This window comes from Dongia mobilis, from assembly GCF_004363235.1.
Lineage (GTDB): Bacteria > Pseudomonadota > Alphaproteobacteria > Dongiales > Dongiaceae > Dongia > Dongia mobilis.
Window position 1 is genome coordinate 423017 of the sequence record NZ_SNYW01000008.1, and the last position, 15366, is coordinate 438382.

18 protein-coding genes are annotated in these 15366 nt (G+C 65.8%); 14 read left to right on the forward strand and 4 right to left on the reverse strand.

Translation table 11 applies throughout. The features are described from left to right. Positions 1 to 21: 21 nt before the first annotated feature. From coaE to dnaQ, 3 genes are read left to right on the forward strand one after another with little or no spacing between them, the layout of a single operon-like run. On the forward strand, positions 22 to 615 hold the full coding sequence (gene coaE / locus A8950_RS10720; RefSeq protein ID WP_133613636.1) for a dephospho-CoA kinase: 594 nt from the start codon (positions 22 to 24) through the stop codon (positions 613 to 615). A gap of 10 nt (positions 616 to 625) precedes the next feature. Then, on the forward strand, positions 626 to 1516 hold the full coding sequence (locus A8950_RS10725) for a glutamate racemase (RefSeq protein WP_133613637.1): 891 nt from the start codon (positions 626 to 628) through the stop codon (positions 1514 to 1516). Beyond that, positions 1509 to 2201 carry a DNA polymerase III subunit epsilon gene (gene dnaQ / locus A8950_RS10730; protein ID WP_133613638.1) on the forward strand — a complete coding sequence of 231 codons (693 nt, stop codon included), beginning with the start codon at positions 1509 to 1511 and terminating at the stop codon, positions 2199 to 2201. Before A8950_RS10725 ends, dnaQ begins: the two co-directional genes overlap by 8 nt. Before the next feature lie 14 nt (positions 2202 to 2215). On the opposite strand, the gene A8950_RS10735 is transcribed toward dnaQ, so the two are convergent. Further along, the gene (locus tag A8950_RS10735) at positions 2216 to 2521 is read right to left on the reverse strand and encodes a YkgJ family cysteine cluster protein (protein ID WP_133613639.1); all 306 of its coding nucleotides are present in this window, start codon (positions 2519 to 2521) and stop codon (positions 2216 to 2218) included. Between the two features lie 181 nt (positions 2522 to 2702). On the opposite strand from A8950_RS10735, the gene A8950_RS10740 reads away from it, so the two are divergent. Next, on the forward strand, positions 2703 to 3011 hold the full coding sequence (locus A8950_RS10740; protein WP_133613640.1) for a hypothetical protein: 309 nt from the start codon (positions 2703 to 2705) through the stop codon (positions 3009 to 3011). Here the strand turns inward: A8950_RS10740 and A8950_RS10745 are convergent. Then, complete coding sequence (locus A8950_RS10745) at positions 2992 to 3294, reverse strand: PepSY domain-containing protein (protein WP_166645112.1); 303 nt, start codon at positions 3292 to 3294, stop codon at positions 2992 to 2994. The genes A8950_RS10740 and A8950_RS10745 overlap by 20 nt on opposite strands. A gap of 162 nt (positions 3295 to 3456) precedes the next feature. Here A8950_RS10745 and A8950_RS10750 point away from each other — a divergent pair, with 162 nt between their 5' ends. The 3 genes from A8950_RS10750 to A8950_RS10760 are packed head-to-tail and all read left to right on the forward strand — an operon-like array spanning position 3457 to position 5845. Then, positions 3457 to 3792 carry a PepSY domain-containing protein gene (locus tag A8950_RS10750; RefSeq protein WP_133613642.1) on the forward strand — a complete coding sequence of 112 codons (336 nt, stop codon included), beginning with the start codon at positions 3457 to 3459 and terminating at the stop codon, positions 3790 to 3792. Beyond that, a complete protein-coding gene (locus A8950_RS10755) occupies positions 3792 to 4469 on the forward strand; it encodes a response regulator transcription factor (RefSeq protein WP_133613643.1) in 678 nt (225 codons plus the stop codon). The genes A8950_RS10750 and A8950_RS10755 overlap by 1 nt, the downstream gene beginning before the upstream one ends. Further along, entirely contained in the window at positions 4466 to 5845 is a 1380-nt protein-coding gene (locus A8950_RS10760) for an ATP-binding protein (RefSeq protein ID WP_133613644.1), read from the forward strand. The genes A8950_RS10755 and A8950_RS10760 overlap by 4 nt, the downstream gene beginning before the upstream one ends. Here the strand turns inward: A8950_RS10760 and A8950_RS10765 are convergent. Then, positions 5833 to 6444, reverse strand: coding sequence for a hypothetical protein (locus A8950_RS10765; protein ID WP_133613645.1), 612 nt, complete (start codon positions 6442 to 6444; stop codon positions 5833 to 5835). The genes A8950_RS10760 and A8950_RS10765 overlap by 13 nt on opposite strands. Positions 6445 to 6502: 58 nt before the next feature. Then, positions 6503 to 7609: an enolase C-terminal domain-like protein gene (locus tag A8950_RS10770; protein WP_133613646.1), complete on the reverse strand. Its 1107-nt coding sequence runs from the start codon at positions 7607 to 7609 to the stop codon at positions 6503 to 6505. Positions 7610 to 7883: 274 nt separating this feature from the next. On the opposite strand from A8950_RS10770, the gene rimP reads away from it, so the two are divergent. The 7 genes from rimP (at position 7884) to rpsO (ending at position 15117) form a co-directional block, all read left to right on the forward strand. Further along, positions 7884 to 8384, forward strand: coding sequence for a ribosome maturation factor RimP (gene rimP / locus A8950_RS10775; protein WP_133613647.1), 501 nt, complete (start codon positions 7884 to 7886; stop codon positions 8382 to 8384). A gap of 43 nt (positions 8385 to 8427) precedes the next feature. Next, positions 8428 to 9948: a transcription termination factor NusA gene (nusA, locus tag A8950_RS10780; RefSeq protein ID WP_133613648.1), complete on the forward strand. Its 1521-nt coding sequence runs from the start codon at positions 8428 to 8430 to the stop codon at positions 9946 to 9948. Positions 9949 to 9978: 30 nt separating this feature from the next. After that, positions 9979 to 10644, forward strand: coding sequence for an RNA-binding protein (locus A8950_RS10785; RefSeq protein WP_166645113.1), 666 nt, complete (start codon positions 9979 to 9981; stop codon positions 10642 to 10644). Positions 10645 to 10731: 87 nt separating this feature from the next. After that, on the forward strand, positions 10732 to 13320 hold the full coding sequence (infB, locus tag A8950_RS10790) for a translation initiation factor IF-2 (protein ID WP_133613650.1): 2589 nt from the start codon (positions 10732 to 10734) through the stop codon (positions 13318 to 13320). A gap of 151 nt (positions 13321 to 13471) precedes the next feature. Then, complete coding sequence (gene rbfA / locus A8950_RS10795; RefSeq protein ID WP_133613651.1) at positions 13472 to 13900, forward strand: 30S ribosome-binding factor RbfA; 429 nt, start codon at positions 13472 to 13474, stop codon at positions 13898 to 13900. A gap of 2 nt (positions 13901 to 13902) precedes the next feature. After that, the gene (gene truB / locus A8950_RS10800; protein ID WP_133613652.1) at positions 13903 to 14829 is read left to right on the forward strand and encodes a tRNA pseudouridine(55) synthase TruB; all 927 of its coding nucleotides are present in this window, start codon (positions 13903 to 13905) and stop codon (positions 14827 to 14829) included. A gap of 18 nt (positions 14830 to 14847) precedes the next feature. Next, the gene (gene rpsO, locus A8950_RS10805; protein WP_133613653.1) at positions 14848 to 15117 is read left to right on the forward strand and encodes a 30S ribosomal protein S15; all 270 of its coding nucleotides are present in this window, start codon (positions 14848 to 14850) and stop codon (positions 15115 to 15117) included. The last annotated feature ends 249 nt before the right edge of the window (positions 15118 to 15366 follow it).

Consider the following 15366-nt stretch of genomic DNA (forward strand, 5'->3'; position numbering starts at 1 on the left):
GTCCTGCCGCCATCCCAGGACATGCATATCCTGGGACTCACCGGATCGATCGGCATGGGAAAATCCACGGCGGCCGCCATGCTGCGACGCCTGGGCGTGCCGGTGCATGACGCCGACGCCGCCGTCCACCGGCTGATGGGACGCGGCGGCCAGGCGGTCGCAAGGGTTGCCGCCGCCTTCCCCGGAACGGCGGTCGGCGGCGCCATCGACCGCGGCGAACTGGGCGCCCGTGTCTTCGGCCGCCCCGCCGAGATGAAGCGCCTGGAGGCGATCCTGCATCCGCTGGTCCGGGCCGAGGAGACCGCCTTCCTGCGGCGCTGCCGGGCGGCGCGGCGGAACCTGGTCGTGCTCGACATCCCACTCCTGTTTGAAACCGGGGGCGAGAAACGCTGCGATCGCGTGGTCGTGGTGACGGCGCCACAATTTCTGCAAAAACAGCGCGTATTGAAAAGGCCGGGCATGACGCCCGAGCGCCTCGCCCAGGTTCTCGGCCGGCAGATGCCGGACCGAGAGAAGCGCCTGCTGGCCGATTGGGTGGTGGAAACGGGGCTGGGCCGGCGGCCGACATTGGTCGCCCTGCAGAAGGTGGTGCGCAGCATGCGCAGGACAGCATGAGCCGGGTTGCATGATCGGGGTGTTCGATTCCGGCCATGGCGGCCTCACCATCCTCTCGGCCCTCAGCCGCCGCCTCCCACGGCAGCGCTTCATCTATCTGGGCGACCATGCCAATGCGCCCTATGGCCAGCGCTCGCCGGAGGAAATCCTGGCGCTGACCCAGGTTGGGGTCGCCCGCCTGTTCGGTCTTGGTTGCACTTTGGTGATCCTTGCCTGCAACACGGCTGCCGCCGTGGCGCTGCGGCGCTTGCAGCAGGAATGGCTGCCGCTGGCCTATCCCAACCACCGCTGCCTTGGCGTCCTCGTCCCCATGATCGAGGAGATCGCACAAAACCCCTGGCATGCGGTGGCAAGCCCAGCCGACGGGCTGCGGCGGCGCGAGGTGCTGGGCGTATTCGCCACCCCCGCCACCGTCGCCTCGGGCGCCTATCTCCATGAGGTGGCGAAGCGGGCGCCGCATCTCGCCGTTTTCCAGCAGGCCTGCGACGACCTCGCCGGACTGATCGAGGCGGGGGCGCCCGAGGACCGGCTGATGCAATCGGTCGCCGCCCATGTGGCGGCCCTCGATCGACAGCTCGGTGGCGTGCCGGTCGATACCGTCGTGCTCGGCTGCACGCATTATCCGCTGGTCGAGCACCTGTTCCGCGCCGTCCTGCCGGATCGCACCCGCATTGTCTCGCAACCCCAGCGCACCGCTGACGCGCTCACCGCCTATCTCTTCCGCCATCCCGAGATGAAGAGTTTCGGCCCGGTACCGGCCGCCTTGCGCTGCTTCACCACCGGCGATCCGGCGCGCGCCACCCAACTTGCCAGCGCGTTCCTGGCCGGGCATCCTGCCGGGAACAAGGTGGCGTTCGAATCGTTGCCGCAACATCTGACCGGGCATGTCGAATATGCGTGAGATCGTCCTCGATACCGAGACCACGGGCTTCGATCCGCTGACCGGCGACCGGCTGGTCGAGATCGGCTGCATCGAACTCATGAACCACATCCCCACGGGGAAAAACTTCCACCGCTATCTCAATCCCGAGCGCGAGATGCCGGAGGCGGCCTTCCGCATCCACGGCCTGTCGACCGAGTTTCTCGCCGACAAGCCGAAATTCCCCGAAGTGGCTGAGGATTTCCTGGTTTTCCTCGATGCGGCGCCGCTGGTCATCCACAATGCCGAGTTCGACATGAAGTTCATCAACTTCGAACTCGAGAAGGCGGGGCGCCGGGCGCTGCCCATGCAGCGCGCGGTCGATACGGTGACCATGGCGCGCCGGAAATTCCCGGGCGCCCCCGCTTCGCTCGACGCGCTCTGCAAGCGGTTCAACATCGACAACTCCAACCGCACGCTGCACGGCGCACTGCTCGACGCGCAATTGCTGGCAGACGTCTATCTGGAATTGCTGGGCGGCCGGCAGACCGGCCTCACCCTCGGCGCCGAGGAGACGGCCAGCGGCGACATGGATTTTGCCCGCCGCGCCGGCCCCAAAGGCGACCGCCCGGCCCGCCCGCCGCGCCCGCATGCGCCGACGGCAGAGGAACTGGCAGCCCATGCCGCCTTCGTCGCCAAGCTGAAGGACCCGCTCTGGCTGCAATAGCGGCGGCTGGGGGGTCAGGCCAGCGGCGTCAGTCCGTGCCTGGTCCGGGCGATCGCACAGGCGTCATCGCCGGGCTGGCAGAGCCGGCAGACATCGGGGCGCAGGCCGTAGATGGTGCAGGTAGTGGCTCGCCCTATTTCGCCGGCGAGTGCCTTGCAACGATCGCCTTCGCAGGCCATGCCGCTGCCATCCGGCTTCACCAGATCAGGTGGAATGAGGGCGAGATCCGCCTCGTCCTCCAGGCTGAAGCGCGGCCAGGCGGCATCGGTGGCGCAGCAGGCGCCACAGGTCTGGCAAAGGTGCGACAGGTCTAGCGACATCGGGGGACCGGGTTGGGTGCGATGGCGCAGCCATGTCATGCCGGCGGCGCATTGGCAAGCGGGGACGTGCCGCCACAGCCTTGTCACAAGTCCCGGGCATTTGACACAAAGCTTGTTTGTTGGTGCGCGCCTGCACGCAGGCTATGCTGGCAATCGCTTCGGGTGACCTTGCTGGGGTGAAGTGACGTTGCCGCATCTCGATTTCGTCTATGGCGTCGTGCCGCTGCTGATGCTGGCGGCCTATCTGTGGCTGCAGATTCGGGCCCTGCGCCGTTTTCGGCGCGGCTGGCATCGGCTGGCTTGCGTCCCGGCCGCCGCGATGGCGATCACGCTGCTGATCGGCATCGTCGGCGGTTTGCAGGGCGCCAATCTGGCGCCGCTCTGGTTCTTCCTCACCTTGCCGGTCGCACTCCTCTTTCTTCTGGCGCTCTACGCGGTCAAGGCAATCCGGGAAATGCGGCGCTGGGGAATCATCGCCGATAGGGGATGATGTCGCCGGAGACCGGGTCCAGGCGCAGCTTCATCTTGGCGCCATGGCGGTCGCGGCCTTCCAGTTCGATGCAGCCATCGTCAATCTCGAATTCCGTCACCTGGTAGCCGAGGCCTTCGGCGATCTGGATCGCCCGGCTGCTGTCGATCCGCTGGGCGCCGGCGGTGACGCGGCAATCGTCGCGCTCCCAATCGTCATCCGCGCCGGCCGGACCGGCGGACAGGGCGAGCGGCGCGGTGAGTGTCAGGATAAAGGCGAATTTCGCGGCAGTGATGGACGGCATGGACTTGGCTCCTTGAATAATGTTCATGGAAAGGATGGCCCCCAAAGATGGCAACGGGGGTGGCGATCCGTTACGGTGCAAGCAGAATAGGAACCCCGCCCTGAACGGCCCCTGACGACCCCTGTCAGCGAACTGTCAGGCCGGATTTGCGATGACCGCTGGATGAAAAAGTCGATTTTCAAGCCGCTTCTCGCCGCCGGCACCCTGCTGCTCGCCGCCGTCCTGGCAATGGCGCCGGCGCCGGCGCTGCGTGCCGAAGACGACGATGAGGATCATGAAACCGCGCGCAAGGCGCTGGAACAGGGGGAAATCCTGCCGCTTGGCCAGGTGCTGGCGCTGATTGAGCGCGATTTCCAGGGCGATGTGGTCGAGATCGAGTTGGAGCGCAAGACCGGCAACTGGATCTATGATATCGAGATCATCGACGCGGATGGACGCGTGCGCGAGGTCGAGATCGACGCCAAGAGCGGCGATGTCCTAAAGGTCGAGTTTGACTGATGCGGGTGCTGCTGGTCGAGGATGAAGGGCGCATCGCCGAGGATGTCACCCAGGCCCTGAAAGCCGCCGGCTATGTCGTCGACGTGACCGGCGATGGCGAGGACGCCTGGTTCCTGGGCGATACCGAGGAATATGACGCGGTGATCCTGGATCTAGGCTTGCCGGGTCTCGACGGCCTCTCCATCCTGAAACGCTGGCGCGGCAACCACCGGCGCTTTCCAATCCTCATCCTCTCGGCACGCGGTTCCTGGAGCGAGCGGGTCGAGGGGATCGATGCCGGTGCCGACGAGTACCTGCCGAAGCCCTACCATATGGAGGAATTGCTGGCGCGGCTCCGGGCCATTATCCGGCGCTCCACCGGGCAGGCCAACAACCTGCTGCAGGTGAACAGCCTGATCCTGGACCCGAAGCAGATGCGCGTCACCAGGGACGGCGCACCGCTCAATCTTTCACCCCAGGAATACCGCCTGCTCTCGTATCTGATGCATCATGCCGGCCGCGTGGTAACCCAGATCGAACTCACCGAGCATCTCTACGCCCAGGATTACGAGCGCGACAGCAACGCGATCGAGGTGCTGGTCGGGCGCGTGCGCAAGAAGATCGGGCCGGAATTGATCGAGACGCGACGCGGTTTCGGCTATGTGATGAGCGGGGCCGAATTCAGCGGCCCGGCATGAAGCGCCGGTCGCTGCGGCTGCGGCTGCTGCTGGCGGCCGCCATCTCGATCAGCCTGGCGCTGGTCCTGGCCGGATTTGGCCTGGTGGCCCTGTTCGACCGCCATGTGACGCGGCGGGTCGATGCGGAACTCCATACCTTTCTCAACCAGATCGTAGCGGCCCTGGAATTCACGGCCGATGGCCGGGCCGAGATGCGGCGACCCCTGGCCGATCCTCGTTTCCAGCAACCCTATGGCGGGCTCTACTGGCAGATCGTCGATCCGGCCTCGGGCGACATGCAGCGCTCGCGCTCGCTCTGGGACGTGGCGCTGGACCTGCCGCCAGCGGCGGCGGAACCGGGGCGACCGCAGATCTATGACCTGGCCGGGCCGAACGGGACCACCTTGCGGGTCTATGAGCGGCGTCTCACCTTCGAGCGCGGCGCCGGGCAGGAATTGCGCTTCGCCATCGCCATGGAGGAGGGCGAGATCGCGCTGGCGCGGCGGGAATTTGCGGCCGAGATCGGCCCGGCCCTGGTGTTGCTCGCCCTGGTGCTGACCGCCGCCTTCTGGGTCCAGGTCAATATCGGCCTGAAGCCCCTGGAGGCGATGCGCCGCGCGGTGCAGGCGGTGCGCACCGGCCAGGCCCAGCGCCTGGATGCCGAGATGCCGGACGAAATCCAGCCGCTGGTGACCGAGGTCAATGAACTGCTCAATGCCCAAGAGGAGAACGTGGCGCGGGCCCGGGCGCGGGCCGGCGACCTCGCCCACGGCCTGAAGACGCCGCTGACCGTGCTGGCCAATGACGCCCGCAAGCTGCGCGAATCCGGCCAGGGCGAGATCGCCGGCGAAATCGAGCAGCTGGTCGCCCGCATGCGCCGCCATGTCGATCACGAACTGGCGCGTGTGCGCCTCGCCGCCCATGCCGGCACCCGTCGCCCGGCTCGGGATAGCGGCCGGGCCGATCTCCTGCGCGCCGTCACCGGCCTGGCCGAGGCGCTGAAACGCAGTCCAAAGGGCGAGACGCTGACCTGGGAACTGGCATTCGAAGCGCCGGCGATGGTCGCGATCGACCCCCATGATCTCACCGAGCTGCTCGGCAACTTGATGGACAATGCGATGAAATGGGCGCGCGAGATGGTGCGGGTGGAAACCGCGGGCAACGGTGCCGAGGTCGTCATCCGCATCCTGGATGACGGGCCGGGCGTGCCGCCGGCCGCCCTCGCGGCGCTGGGCGAACGCGGCTTGCGCCTCGACGAGCAGGTGGCCGGCACCGGCATCGGCCTCGCCATCGCCCGCGAATTGCTCGACGCCTATGGCGGCAGTCTCATCCTCGCGAACCGATTGGAGGGTGGTTTTTCGGCCGAGGTCAGATTGCGCAAGGCTCACGACCTCTGAAGGCGCGGGCCGAGACTCGCTTGCAATAGGCCGAGATTCTGGCCGCGTGTGAACAATCGGGGGATGGTGTAGGTGTCCCTCGACGGAAAATCGATCGCGGAGGCGGCGATCGAATCGATCAGAACGGCGAGGCAGACCATGGCCAGCCACGCCGCCAGGAGAAGGGGCCATTCGAGCGCCGCCCAAAGCCAGGATCTGATGCGCAATCCGCCCCTGGCGCGCAGAGCCGGTCGACCGAACGGCGATTTTGCCTGGGTGATCGCGTCGATTTGCGCCCAGTCCGCCGCATACACCGACATGCCGAGGCGAAAGGAAAGCCCGTTTTCGTCGACGACCAGCCGCCGCCGGGCCGGAAACACCAAGGCCACCAGCACCGAGAGCCAATGCGGCAGCAGGGCAAGACCGAAGATTGCGGCCAGGATGGTTGGGATGGAGGTGTGAAAAACTGCCTCGGCCACCCAGCCTAGGGCTTGCAGCACCAGCCAGAGCATCAGCAGAAGGGTGAGCCCAAGGAAGCGGGGGAGCAGATCGAGGAAGCCGGCTTGAATGACCGTCGGCAATTGCGATGTCGCTGCGGCAGAACTCGCATCTTCAATCATTGAATCAACCGGCGGCAGGCAAGGGTGGAGAACCGAATGGACCTTGTAGCGGGCATGCCTAGAGCGCGTCCAGTTTGCCAATCTTGGCCTCGTCCCACGAGAAGCCGAGCCCGGGACCTTCCGGCGCAATGGCGCAACCGTCTGCGATCCGCATCGGTTCTTCGAGTATGGCGTCTGCCCAATCGACATATTCCAGCCAATGTCGGGTCGGGCTGGCGGCGAGGAGATGCGCACTGATTTCCGGCATCAAGTGTGACGACATTTCGATCGCCTTCGCAGCAGCAATGCCTGCCGCCTGCATCCAGCCGGTAACGCCGCCGATCCTGGCGACATCAGGCATGACATAGGTGCAGGCGCCGGCTGCAATCGCGTCGAGCATCGCGTATGGCCCGTTGAAATTCTCGCCGATTTGCAGGGGCACCTTCACGGACCGTGCAATCAGGGCATTTCCGGGGTAGTCGTCATGCCGAATCGGCTCCTCCAGCCAATAGATTTTCTCGCCGGCCAGGGCATGGCCGCGTTGCACGGCCTCAGCGGGCGACAGCGCCTGATTGTAGTCGACCATCACGGGCATTCCCTCGGGTAACACCTGTCGTACCGTGCGCACCGCTGTCAGGTCTTCCGACAATGTAGGGTAACCCAGCCGCAACTTGACCGCCCGCAACCCCTTTGCGCGAAGAAGCTCAGTCTCGGCGGCGAGGGCTTCCGGCGCCATCAAACCGAGGCCGCGGCTGTCATATGCCGGGAGCGGGCGCAAATTGGCGCCAAGCAGGGTGGCGAGCGGCTGTCCGGCCAGCCGGCCCAGCGCATCCCAAAGCGCGATATCGATCGCGGAAAGCGCCGCACGAACCGAGCCGGTGACGCCGATGAGGGCGAATCTGCGGCCAAGCTTGCGCGCAATGTCGGCCGGCGCCGCCGGCTGGCCGCGTACCAGTTCGACCGCATCGGCGATGAAACCGGCGATGGCGCGCGCATTTGCTGGCGAGTAGCAGAAGATGTAGGATTTCCCGACAACCCCTTCGCCGGTGGCGAGGTCCAGCAGAAGCAGCGGCACGTTTCGCACTACGGCGGCACTCGTTCCCAGCGCGATCGTCAATGGAACCAGGACGCAACGCGTTCGCGCCGATCTGACGGCAAGGCGGCTCGTTTGCTGCGAAGCGGGCATGGCGGCCTCCCCGTCAGGGCCGTTGAAGGGTCAAGCCTAGGCACCGTCTCCTTCTGGCTTCAACGGATAAATCCGGCGAAACGGGGTATCCGCACCGAACCCGAATCCCCTTGCATCCCGGCTTGAAATGCCTATAGTCCGGGCCAAATCCCAGGATCCAATGAGATCCGGTCAGAAGGGTGGGCCAACGGCCCGCCTTTTTTATTGGCCGGATTTCGGCGGTGCCCTGGAAAATCCAGCAATTTCAATAAAGTAATCGGAAAACCGCGACCGCATGTCACTGACCGACCAGATCGAGGCCATGATCCGGCCCAGCATCGAGGCGCTGGGCTATGAGGTCGTGCGCGTGACGCTCGCCGGGTCCACCCGCAAGGTGCTGCAGGTCATGGCCGAGCCCGCCGATGGCCGCGTTATGTCGGTCGAGGATTGCGCCCGGGTTTCCCGCGCCATCTCGGCCGTGCTCGACGTCGAGGATCCGATCTCCGGCGCCTATTCGCTCGAGGTTTCCTCGCCCGGCATTGATCGGCCGCTGACCCGGCCCAAGGATTACGACCGTTTCGCCGGCCACGAGGCCAAGTTCGAGACTCATGAGCCGGTCGATGGCCGCAAGCGTTTCAAGGGCGTGCTGAAGGGCGTCCGCAACGACGCGGTCGAGATCGAGAGCGAGGGCGAGATTGTCGTGCTGCCGCTCGCTTCCATCGCCAAGGCCAAGCTGGTGCTGACCGACGCGCTGATTGCCGCCCACCAGGCGCAAGAAGCCGCGACCCTGAACTGAACACCGAAATCCGTATCCAACGAGGATCCCAACCGAGGACACCATGGAAACCATTGCCATCCCCCGCATGGAGCTTCTGCAGGTCGCCGACGCGGTCGCGCGCGAAAAAAGCATCGACCGCGACGACGTGCTCACCGCCATGGAGCAGGCCATCCAGAAGGCCGGCCGCTCGAAATACGGCCATGAGCATGACATCCGCGCCCAGATCGACCGCAAGACCGGCGAGATCAAGCTGATTCGCGTGCAGGAAGTGGTGGAAAACGTCGAGAACGAATACACCCAGATCCCGGTGAAGGCGGCGCAGCGGCGCAAGCCCGACGCCAAGTTGGGCGATCTGCTCATCGACGAATTGCCGCCCATCGATTTCGGCCGCATCGCCGCCCAGACGGCGAAGCAGGTGATCGTGCAGAAGGTGCGCGAATCCGAGAGGAAGCGCCAGTTCGACGAGTTCAAGGACCGCAAGGGCGAGATCGTCAACGGCCTCGTGAAGCGCGTCGAGTTCGGCAATGTGACGGTCGACCTCGGCCGCGGCGAAGCCATGCTGCGGCGCGACGAGTTGCTGCCGCGCGAGACCTTCCGCACCGGCGACCGGGTCCGCGCCATCATCTATGACGTGCGCGAGGAACAGCGCGGCCCGCAGATCTTCCTCTCCCGCACCCATCCCGAGTTCATGGCCAAGCTGTTCGCCCAGGAAGTGCCGGAGGTCTATGACGGCATCATCGAGATCAAGTCGGTGGCCCGTGACCCCGGCAGCCGTGCCAAGATCGCCGTCATGTCGAACGACAGCGGCATCGACCCCGTCGGTGCCTGCGTCGGCATGCGCGGCAGCCGCGTCCAGGCGGTCGTCCAGGAGTTGCAGGGCGAGAAGATCGACATCATTCCCTGGAGCCAGGACCCGGCCACCTTCGTGGTCAACGCGCTGGCCCCGGCTGAGGTATCCAAGGTCGTCATCGACGAGGACACGCAGCGTATTGAAGTCGTGGTGCCGGATGACCAATTGTCCCTGGCGATCGGCCGCCGCGGCCAGAATGTGCGCCTCGCCTCGCAGCTAACCGGCTTCGACATCGACATCCTGACCGATGCGCAGGAATCCGAGCGCCGCCAGGAAGAGTTCAAGACCCGCTCGCAGATGTTCATGGACGCACTCGACGTCGACGACGTCATCGCGCACCTCCTGGTGACCGAGGGTTTCGCCTCGGTCGAGGAAGTGGCCTATGTGCCGGTCGAGGATCTGGCCGAGATCGAGGGCTTCGACACCGACGTGGCGACCGAGCTGAAGGCTCGCGCCGCCGCCTGGCTGGAGGCCGAATCCGAGCGCGCCACCGAGCGCCGCAAGGAACTGGGTGTCAGCGACGAGGTGGCCGCCATCGAGAAGCTGACGCCCTCCATGCTGGTGGCTCTGGGCGAGAAGGGGGTGAAGACCCTCGACGATCTCGCCGATCTCGCCGCCGACGAACTGATCGACGAGAATGACGGCATCCTCAAGGATTTCGACCTCTCGGCCGATGACGCCAACGCCGTCATCATGGCGGCGCGCGCGCATTGGTTCGAGGGCGACAAATAGGCGGGGACGGGAAGTAGCTTGGACGGGACGATGATGCAGCCGGCCGACAATGCGGTCGCGGGAGAAGTGCCGGAAGGCCCGGTTGAGGAAACCGGGCCGCAGCGCACCTGCATTGTCACCCGGGAATTGCACGACAAGGCGGCGATGATCCGCTTCGTCGCCGCGCCCGACGGGCGCATCGTGCCAGACCTCAGGGGCGATCTGCCCGGTCGCGGCTACTGGGTGACGGCCGATGCGAGCGTGCTGGCCGAGGGATTGAAGCGGCAGGTCTTTGCCAAGGTGAGCCGCGGCAAGGCGCGCGCCGCGGCCGATCTGGTCGAGCAGGTGCGGGTGCTGCTGGAACGGCAGATCCTGGACCAGCTGGGCCTCGCCAAGAAATCCGGTCATCTGGTGGCCGGTTTCGAGAAGGTCGAAGCTGCCCTGCGTGCCGGCAAGGTCCAGCTGCTGATCGAGGCCAGCGACGGCGCCGCCGACGGCAGGGCCAAGCTGGCGCGGCTTGCGGCGGCTGGAGTGCGGGCCGGTTCTGGGGTAGAGATATGGGCGCCGCTGCCGGGCGAGGCCTTGGCGCCAGCCGTGGGCAGGCTGACCGCCGTGCATCTGGCGGTCCGGCCGGGCGGCATGGCCGAGAGATTGGGTGTCACCTTGCGGCGCTATGCGGGTTTCCAACCCGCACCGGCGACGGGCGGTACCCGGTAAGGCACCGGCAAAGCCCTGGGAAATCCCCGGGCGAGCCTTGAATGGTATGAGTTGTAACGAAGTCTGACGAACGGAAACACGCGAAGCATGTCCAGTGATACCGAAACGCCGACCCGCAAGCCGCTGAAGCTGTCTTCGCCGGGCAAGCTCGAGCTGAAGAAGACGGTGGATGGCGGCCAGGTGCGACAGAGCTTCCCGCACGGCCGGACGAAGACCGTCGCCGTCGAGGTCAAGAAGAAGCGCACCTACACCACCGGTGCTGGCGGCAAGCTGGAAGTGGCGCCGGAAGCCGAGGCGCCGAAGCCGGCTGCTGCGGCGCAAGCCCAGGTCACCACGGCGGCGCCCGAGGTCGAGGATCGCCACTACAGCCTGACCGAGCAGGAGCGCCAGGCCCGGCTGAAGGCGCTGGAACAGGCAAAGAAGGACGAGGACAGCCGCAAGCTGACCGAGGCCGAGGAAGCGCGCCGTGCCGCCGAACGCAGCGAGCGCGAGCGAGCGGAACTGGATCGCCGCCGTCGGGAAGAGGAAGAGCGCAAGGCTGCCGAGGAGGCCGCCCGCAAGCAGCGCGAGGCAGATGAGGCGGTCAAGGCTGCCGCCCCGGCCAAGGCGCCGGCTGCCGGCGAGGCCGAGGGGGCCCACCCCCATACCGGCCGCATGCACCTGTCCAAGGCGATCGCCAAGCAGGGCGAGGAAGAAGACGAAAGCGCCCGTCGCCGCACCACCACCGGCCATCGCCCGCCCGCCGTCAAGACACCGGTGCGCGGCAAGGACGACCAGCGTCGCCGCGGCAAGCTGTCGGTCACCCAGGCCCTCGATTCCGAAGGCAGCGAACGCCAGCGCTCGGTCGCTGCGTTCCGCCGCCGTACCGAAAAAGAACGCCGCGCTCACATGATGAGCGGGCAGAACCAGGCAAAAGTGTTGCGCGAAGTCATTCTCCCCGAAGCGATCACCGTCCAGGAACTTGCCAATCGTATGGCCGAGCGCGGCGCCGATGTCATCAAGGCGTTGATGAAGATGGGCGTGATGGCGACCATCAACCAGACCATCGATGCCGATACGGCCGAGCTCATCATCGGCGAATTCGGCCACACCGTGCGCCGCGTTTCCGCGGCCGATGTCGAGCTGGGCCTCGAGGGCGAGGCGGATATCGACGATCATCTGCTGCCGCGCCCGCCGGTCGTCACCATCATGGGCCATGTCGACCACGGCAAGACCTCGTTGCTCGATGCGCTGCGCCAGACCGACGTGGCGGCGCACGAGGCTGGCGGCATCACGCAGCATATCGGCGCCTATCAGGTGACGCTGCCTTCGTCCAAGAAGATCACCTTCATCGACACGCCGGGCCACGCCGCCTTCACGGAAATGCGCGCCCGCGGCGCCAATGTGACCGACATCGTCGTGCTGGTCGTGGCCGGCGATGATGGCATCATGCCGCAGACGGTCGAAGCCATCCATCACGCCAAGGCGGCGAAGGTGCCGATCCTGGTCGCCATCAACAAGATGGACAAGCCCGACGCCAACGCCAACCGCGTGCGCCAGGAGCTTCTCAGCCACGAGCTGGTGACCGAAGAAATGGGTGGCGACGTGCTCACCGTCGAGGTCTCGGCCAAGACCAAGATGAACCTCGACAAGCTCGAGGAAGCCCTGCTGCTGCAGGCCGAAATCCTCGACCTCAAGGCCAATCCCGACCGCTCCGCCGTGGGTGCCGTGGTCGAGGCCAAGATGGAGCGCGGCCGCGGCTCGGTGGCAACCCTGCTGGTGCAGAAGGGTACCCTGAAGGTGGGCGACATCTTCGTGGCCGGCGCCGAATGGGGCCGTGTGCGCGCGCTGCTCGACGATCGCGGCCGTAACATCGACAGCGCCGGCCCCGCCATGCCGGTCGAGGTGCTGGGCCTGCAGGGCACACCGCAGGCGGGCGACGTGTTCGTCGTCGTGGAATCGGAAGCCCGCGCTCGCGAGATCACCGAGTTCCGTGCCCATCGCGAACGCGAGAAGCAGGCGGCGGCGGGTGCCCGCTCGACCCTCGAGCAGATGTTCTCCAAGATCCAGGCCGGCGAGGCCAAGGAAGTGCCCGTGGTCATCAAGGCCGACGTGCAAGGCTCGGTCGAGGCCATCGTCTCCAGCCTCAACCAGCTGGCGACCGACGAGGTCAAGGCGCGCGTGCTGCACGCGGCGGTGGGCGGCGTCAACGAAAGCGACGTCACCCTGGCCCGCGCCTCGGGCGGCATGATCATCGGCTTCAACGTCCGCGCCAACCCGCAGGCGCGCGAGATGGCCAAGCGCGACCATGTCGACATCCGCTACTACTCGATCATCTACAACGTGGTCGACGACATCAAGGCAGCGATGTCCGGCATGCTGGCGCCGACGCTGCGCGAGAAGTTCCTGGGCAATGCCGAGATCCGCGAGATCTTCAACATCACCAAGACCGGCAAGGTCGCCGGCTGCATGGTGACCGAAGGCCTGATGAAGCGCGGCGGCAAGGTCCGCCTGCTGCGCGACAACGTGGTCATCCACGAAGGCACGCTGAAGACGCTGCGCCGCTTCAAGGACGAGGTCCGCGAGGTCAAGGAAGGCTTCGAATGCGGCATGGCCTTCGAGAACTACGACAATATCGAGAAGGGCGACGTCATCGAATGCTTCGAGGTGGAGGAAGTCGCCCGCGCTCTGGCGTAAGGGCCTGGACTTCCACGTTTGAATTCGTCATCCCCGGGCTTGGCCCGGGGATCTACGAGTACCTTGGTGAAGCCGGATGATCGCTTGCAAACTCGTGGATGGCCGGGCCAAGCCCGGCCATGACGATTTGTAGTCAACGAGCAAGAACGAGATGCCACGCAAGAAAACAGTCACCCCCCATGCCGGCCAGCGCCAGTTGCGCGTGGGCGAGGAATTGCGCCATGCACTGGCCGCGATCATCGCCGAGGACCGGCTCTCGGACCCGGATCTGGCGGGGAAGATGGTGACGGTAACGGCGGTGAAGATCAGCCCCGATCTGCGCAATGCGACCGTCTTCATGACGCACTTCGGGCTTGACCAGTCGCATGAGGGCGCCGAGCGGCTGGTGCGGGCGCTCAACCGTGCCGCCGGCTACTTCCGCGGCGAACTGGCGCGCCATGTCGAGATGCGCGTCTCGCCGCAGCTGCGCTTCAAGATCGACGAAAGCTTCGAGGCCGCGAACCGGATCGAACAATTGCTGCACGATCCGGTCGTGCAGGCCGATATCGCCAGGCAGCAACCGGAAGCCGACGAAGACTGAGCATGGCGAGGCGCAAGAAGGGCGACAAGGTCGACGGGTGGCTGATCCTCGACAAGCCGGTCGGTGTCACCTCGACCCAGGCCGTGGCGATCGTCCGCAAACTGTTCAACGCCCAGAAGGCCGGGCATGGCGGCACGCTGGACCCGCTGGCCGACGGCCTGCTGCCGATTGCGCTGGGCGAAGCCACCAAGACGGTTCCTTACGTCATGGACGGGGTGAAGACCTATCGCTTCACACTGAAATTCGGCGAGGCGCGCGCGACCGACGATGCGGAAGGGCCGGTGACGGCTCGCTCCGACAAGCGGCCTGGCGATGACGAGATCCGCGCGGCACTGCCCCATTTCATCGGCGAGATCTCGCAGGTGCCACCGGCATTTTCCGCCATCAAGGTGGATGGCGAGCGGGCCTACGACCTGGCCCGCGAGGGAGAAAAGGTGGAACTGGCCCCCCGCATCATTCGCATCGAGGATTTCCGTCTTATAGCCCGGCCGAGTGCCGACGAGGCCGTGTTCGAGGTGCGCTCCGGCAAGGGTGCCTATATGCGGAGCCTTGCCCGGGACCTCGCTCTATATCTGGGGTCGGTCGGCCATGTTTCGGCCCTGCGGCGCCTATCTGTTGGGGGTTTCACGGAAAAACAGGCGATTTCACTGGACTCCCTCAGGTCTTTGGGGCATGGTCCGGCCGCTTTTGAGCATTTGTTGCCGATCGAGACCGCGCTGGACGACATCCCGGCGCTGGCCTTGTCGGCCACCGAGGCGATTCGCCTTCGGTCCGGGCAACCGGTTGGATTACTCCACCGCCAAGACCGCGATCGAATCCGGGGATTCACCCCGGGCGGCTTGGTTTGCGCCATGGCCGAGGGCAGGCTGGTAGCGATTACCCGCTACGAAGCTGGTGAAATCGTCCCGGTGCGCGTCATCAACCATTAGGACCAAAGGAGAAGGTCGATGTCGATCACTGCGGAACGCAAGCAGGAAGTCATCAAGGAATTCGCGAAGGCCGCCAACGACACCGGTTCGCCGGAAGTGCAGATCGCGATCCTCACCGAGCGCATCAAGAATCTGACCGAGCACCTGCAGAGCCACGACAAGGATTTCCATTCCCGTCGCGGCCTCCTGGTGATGGTCGGCCAGCGCCGCCGCCTGCTGGACTACCTCAAGAAGACCAGCAACCAGCGCTACCAGGACATCCTGGGCAAGTTGGGTCTGCGCCGCTAAGCCATCCGGTCGATCCCGCCCCGGTCGTAAAGTCCGCGGGCGGGATTGTCCTATCCGGGGGCATTGCTTCCGGATGAAAGAAGCGGCTAGCGCGGTTCATCGACCGCCGCACCAGCCGCCAAGAAAGCCGGGCCGACGCAAGCAACGCCACCATTTCGCATCGTGCGTTGCTTTCGCGGGTCCGGCAACCGCAAGGGTCGAGTGACCGATTCCGGCCGTCTTGCGGGTGCATTGGCACCCGGGGGTCCG

What these genes read in the sequence shown, in the direction of transcription:
- coaE (WP_133613636.1), top strand. Translation starts at nt 22, where the DNA reads ATGCATATCCTGGGACTCACCGGATCGATCGGCATGGGAAAATCCACG.
- A8950_RS10725 (WP_133613637.1), top strand. Translation starts at nt 626, where the DNA reads ATGATCGGGGTGTTCGATTCCGGCCATGGCGGCCTCACCATCCTCTCG.
- dnaQ (WP_133613638.1), top strand. Translation starts at nt 1,509, where the DNA reads ATGCGTGAGATCGTCCTCGATACCGAGACCACGGGCTTCGATCCGCTG.
- A8950_RS10735 (WP_133613639.1), bottom strand. Translation starts at nt 2,521, where the DNA reads ATGTCGCTAGACCTGTCGCACCTTTGCCAGACCTGTGGCGCCTGCTGC.
- A8950_RS10745 (WP_166645112.1), bottom strand. Translation starts at nt 3,294, where the DNA reads ATGCCGTCCATCACTGCCGCGAAATTCGCCTTTATCCTGACACTCACC.
- A8950_RS10750 (WP_133613642.1), top strand. Translation starts at nt 3,457, where the DNA reads ATGAAAAAGTCGATTTTCAAGCCGCTTCTCGCCGCCGGCACCCTGCTG.
- A8950_RS10755 (WP_133613643.1), top strand. Translation starts at nt 3,792, where the DNA reads ATGCGGGTGCTGCTGGTCGAGGATGAAGGGCGCATCGCCGAGGATGTC.
- A8950_RS10760 (WP_133613644.1), top strand. Translation starts at nt 4,466, where the DNA reads ATGAAGCGCCGGTCGCTGCGGCTGCGGCTGCTGCTGGCGGCCGCCATC.
- A8950_RS10765 (WP_133613645.1), bottom strand. Translation starts at nt 6,444, where the DNA reads ATGATTGAAGATGCGAGTTCTGCCGCAGCGACATCGCAATTGCCGACG.
- A8950_RS10770 (WP_133613646.1), bottom strand. Translation starts at nt 7,609, where the DNA reads ATGCCCGCTTCGCAGCAAACGAGCCGCCTTGCCGTCAGATCGGCGCGA.
- rimP (WP_133613647.1), top strand. Translation starts at nt 7,884, where the DNA reads ATGTCACTGACCGACCAGATCGAGGCCATGATCCGGCCCAGCATCGAG.
- nusA (WP_133613648.1), top strand. Translation starts at nt 8,428, where the DNA reads ATGGAAACCATTGCCATCCCCCGCATGGAGCTTCTGCAGGTCGCCGAC.
- A8950_RS10785 (WP_166645113.1), top strand. Translation starts at nt 9,979, where the DNA reads ATGATGCAGCCGGCCGACAATGCGGTCGCGGGAGAAGTGCCGGAAGGC.
- infB (WP_133613650.1), top strand. Translation starts at nt 10,732, where the DNA reads ATGTCCAGTGATACCGAAACGCCGACCCGCAAGCCGCTGAAGCTGTCT.
- rbfA (WP_133613651.1), top strand. Translation starts at nt 13,472, where the DNA reads ATGCCACGCAAGAAAACAGTCACCCCCCATGCCGGCCAGCGCCAGTTG.
- truB (WP_133613652.1), top strand. Translation starts at nt 13,903, where the DNA reads ATGGCGAGGCGCAAGAAGGGCGACAAGGTCGACGGGTGGCTGATCCTC.
- rpsO (WP_133613653.1), top strand. Translation starts at nt 14,848, where the DNA reads ATGTCGATCACTGCGGAACGCAAGCAGGAAGTCATCAAGGAATTCGCG.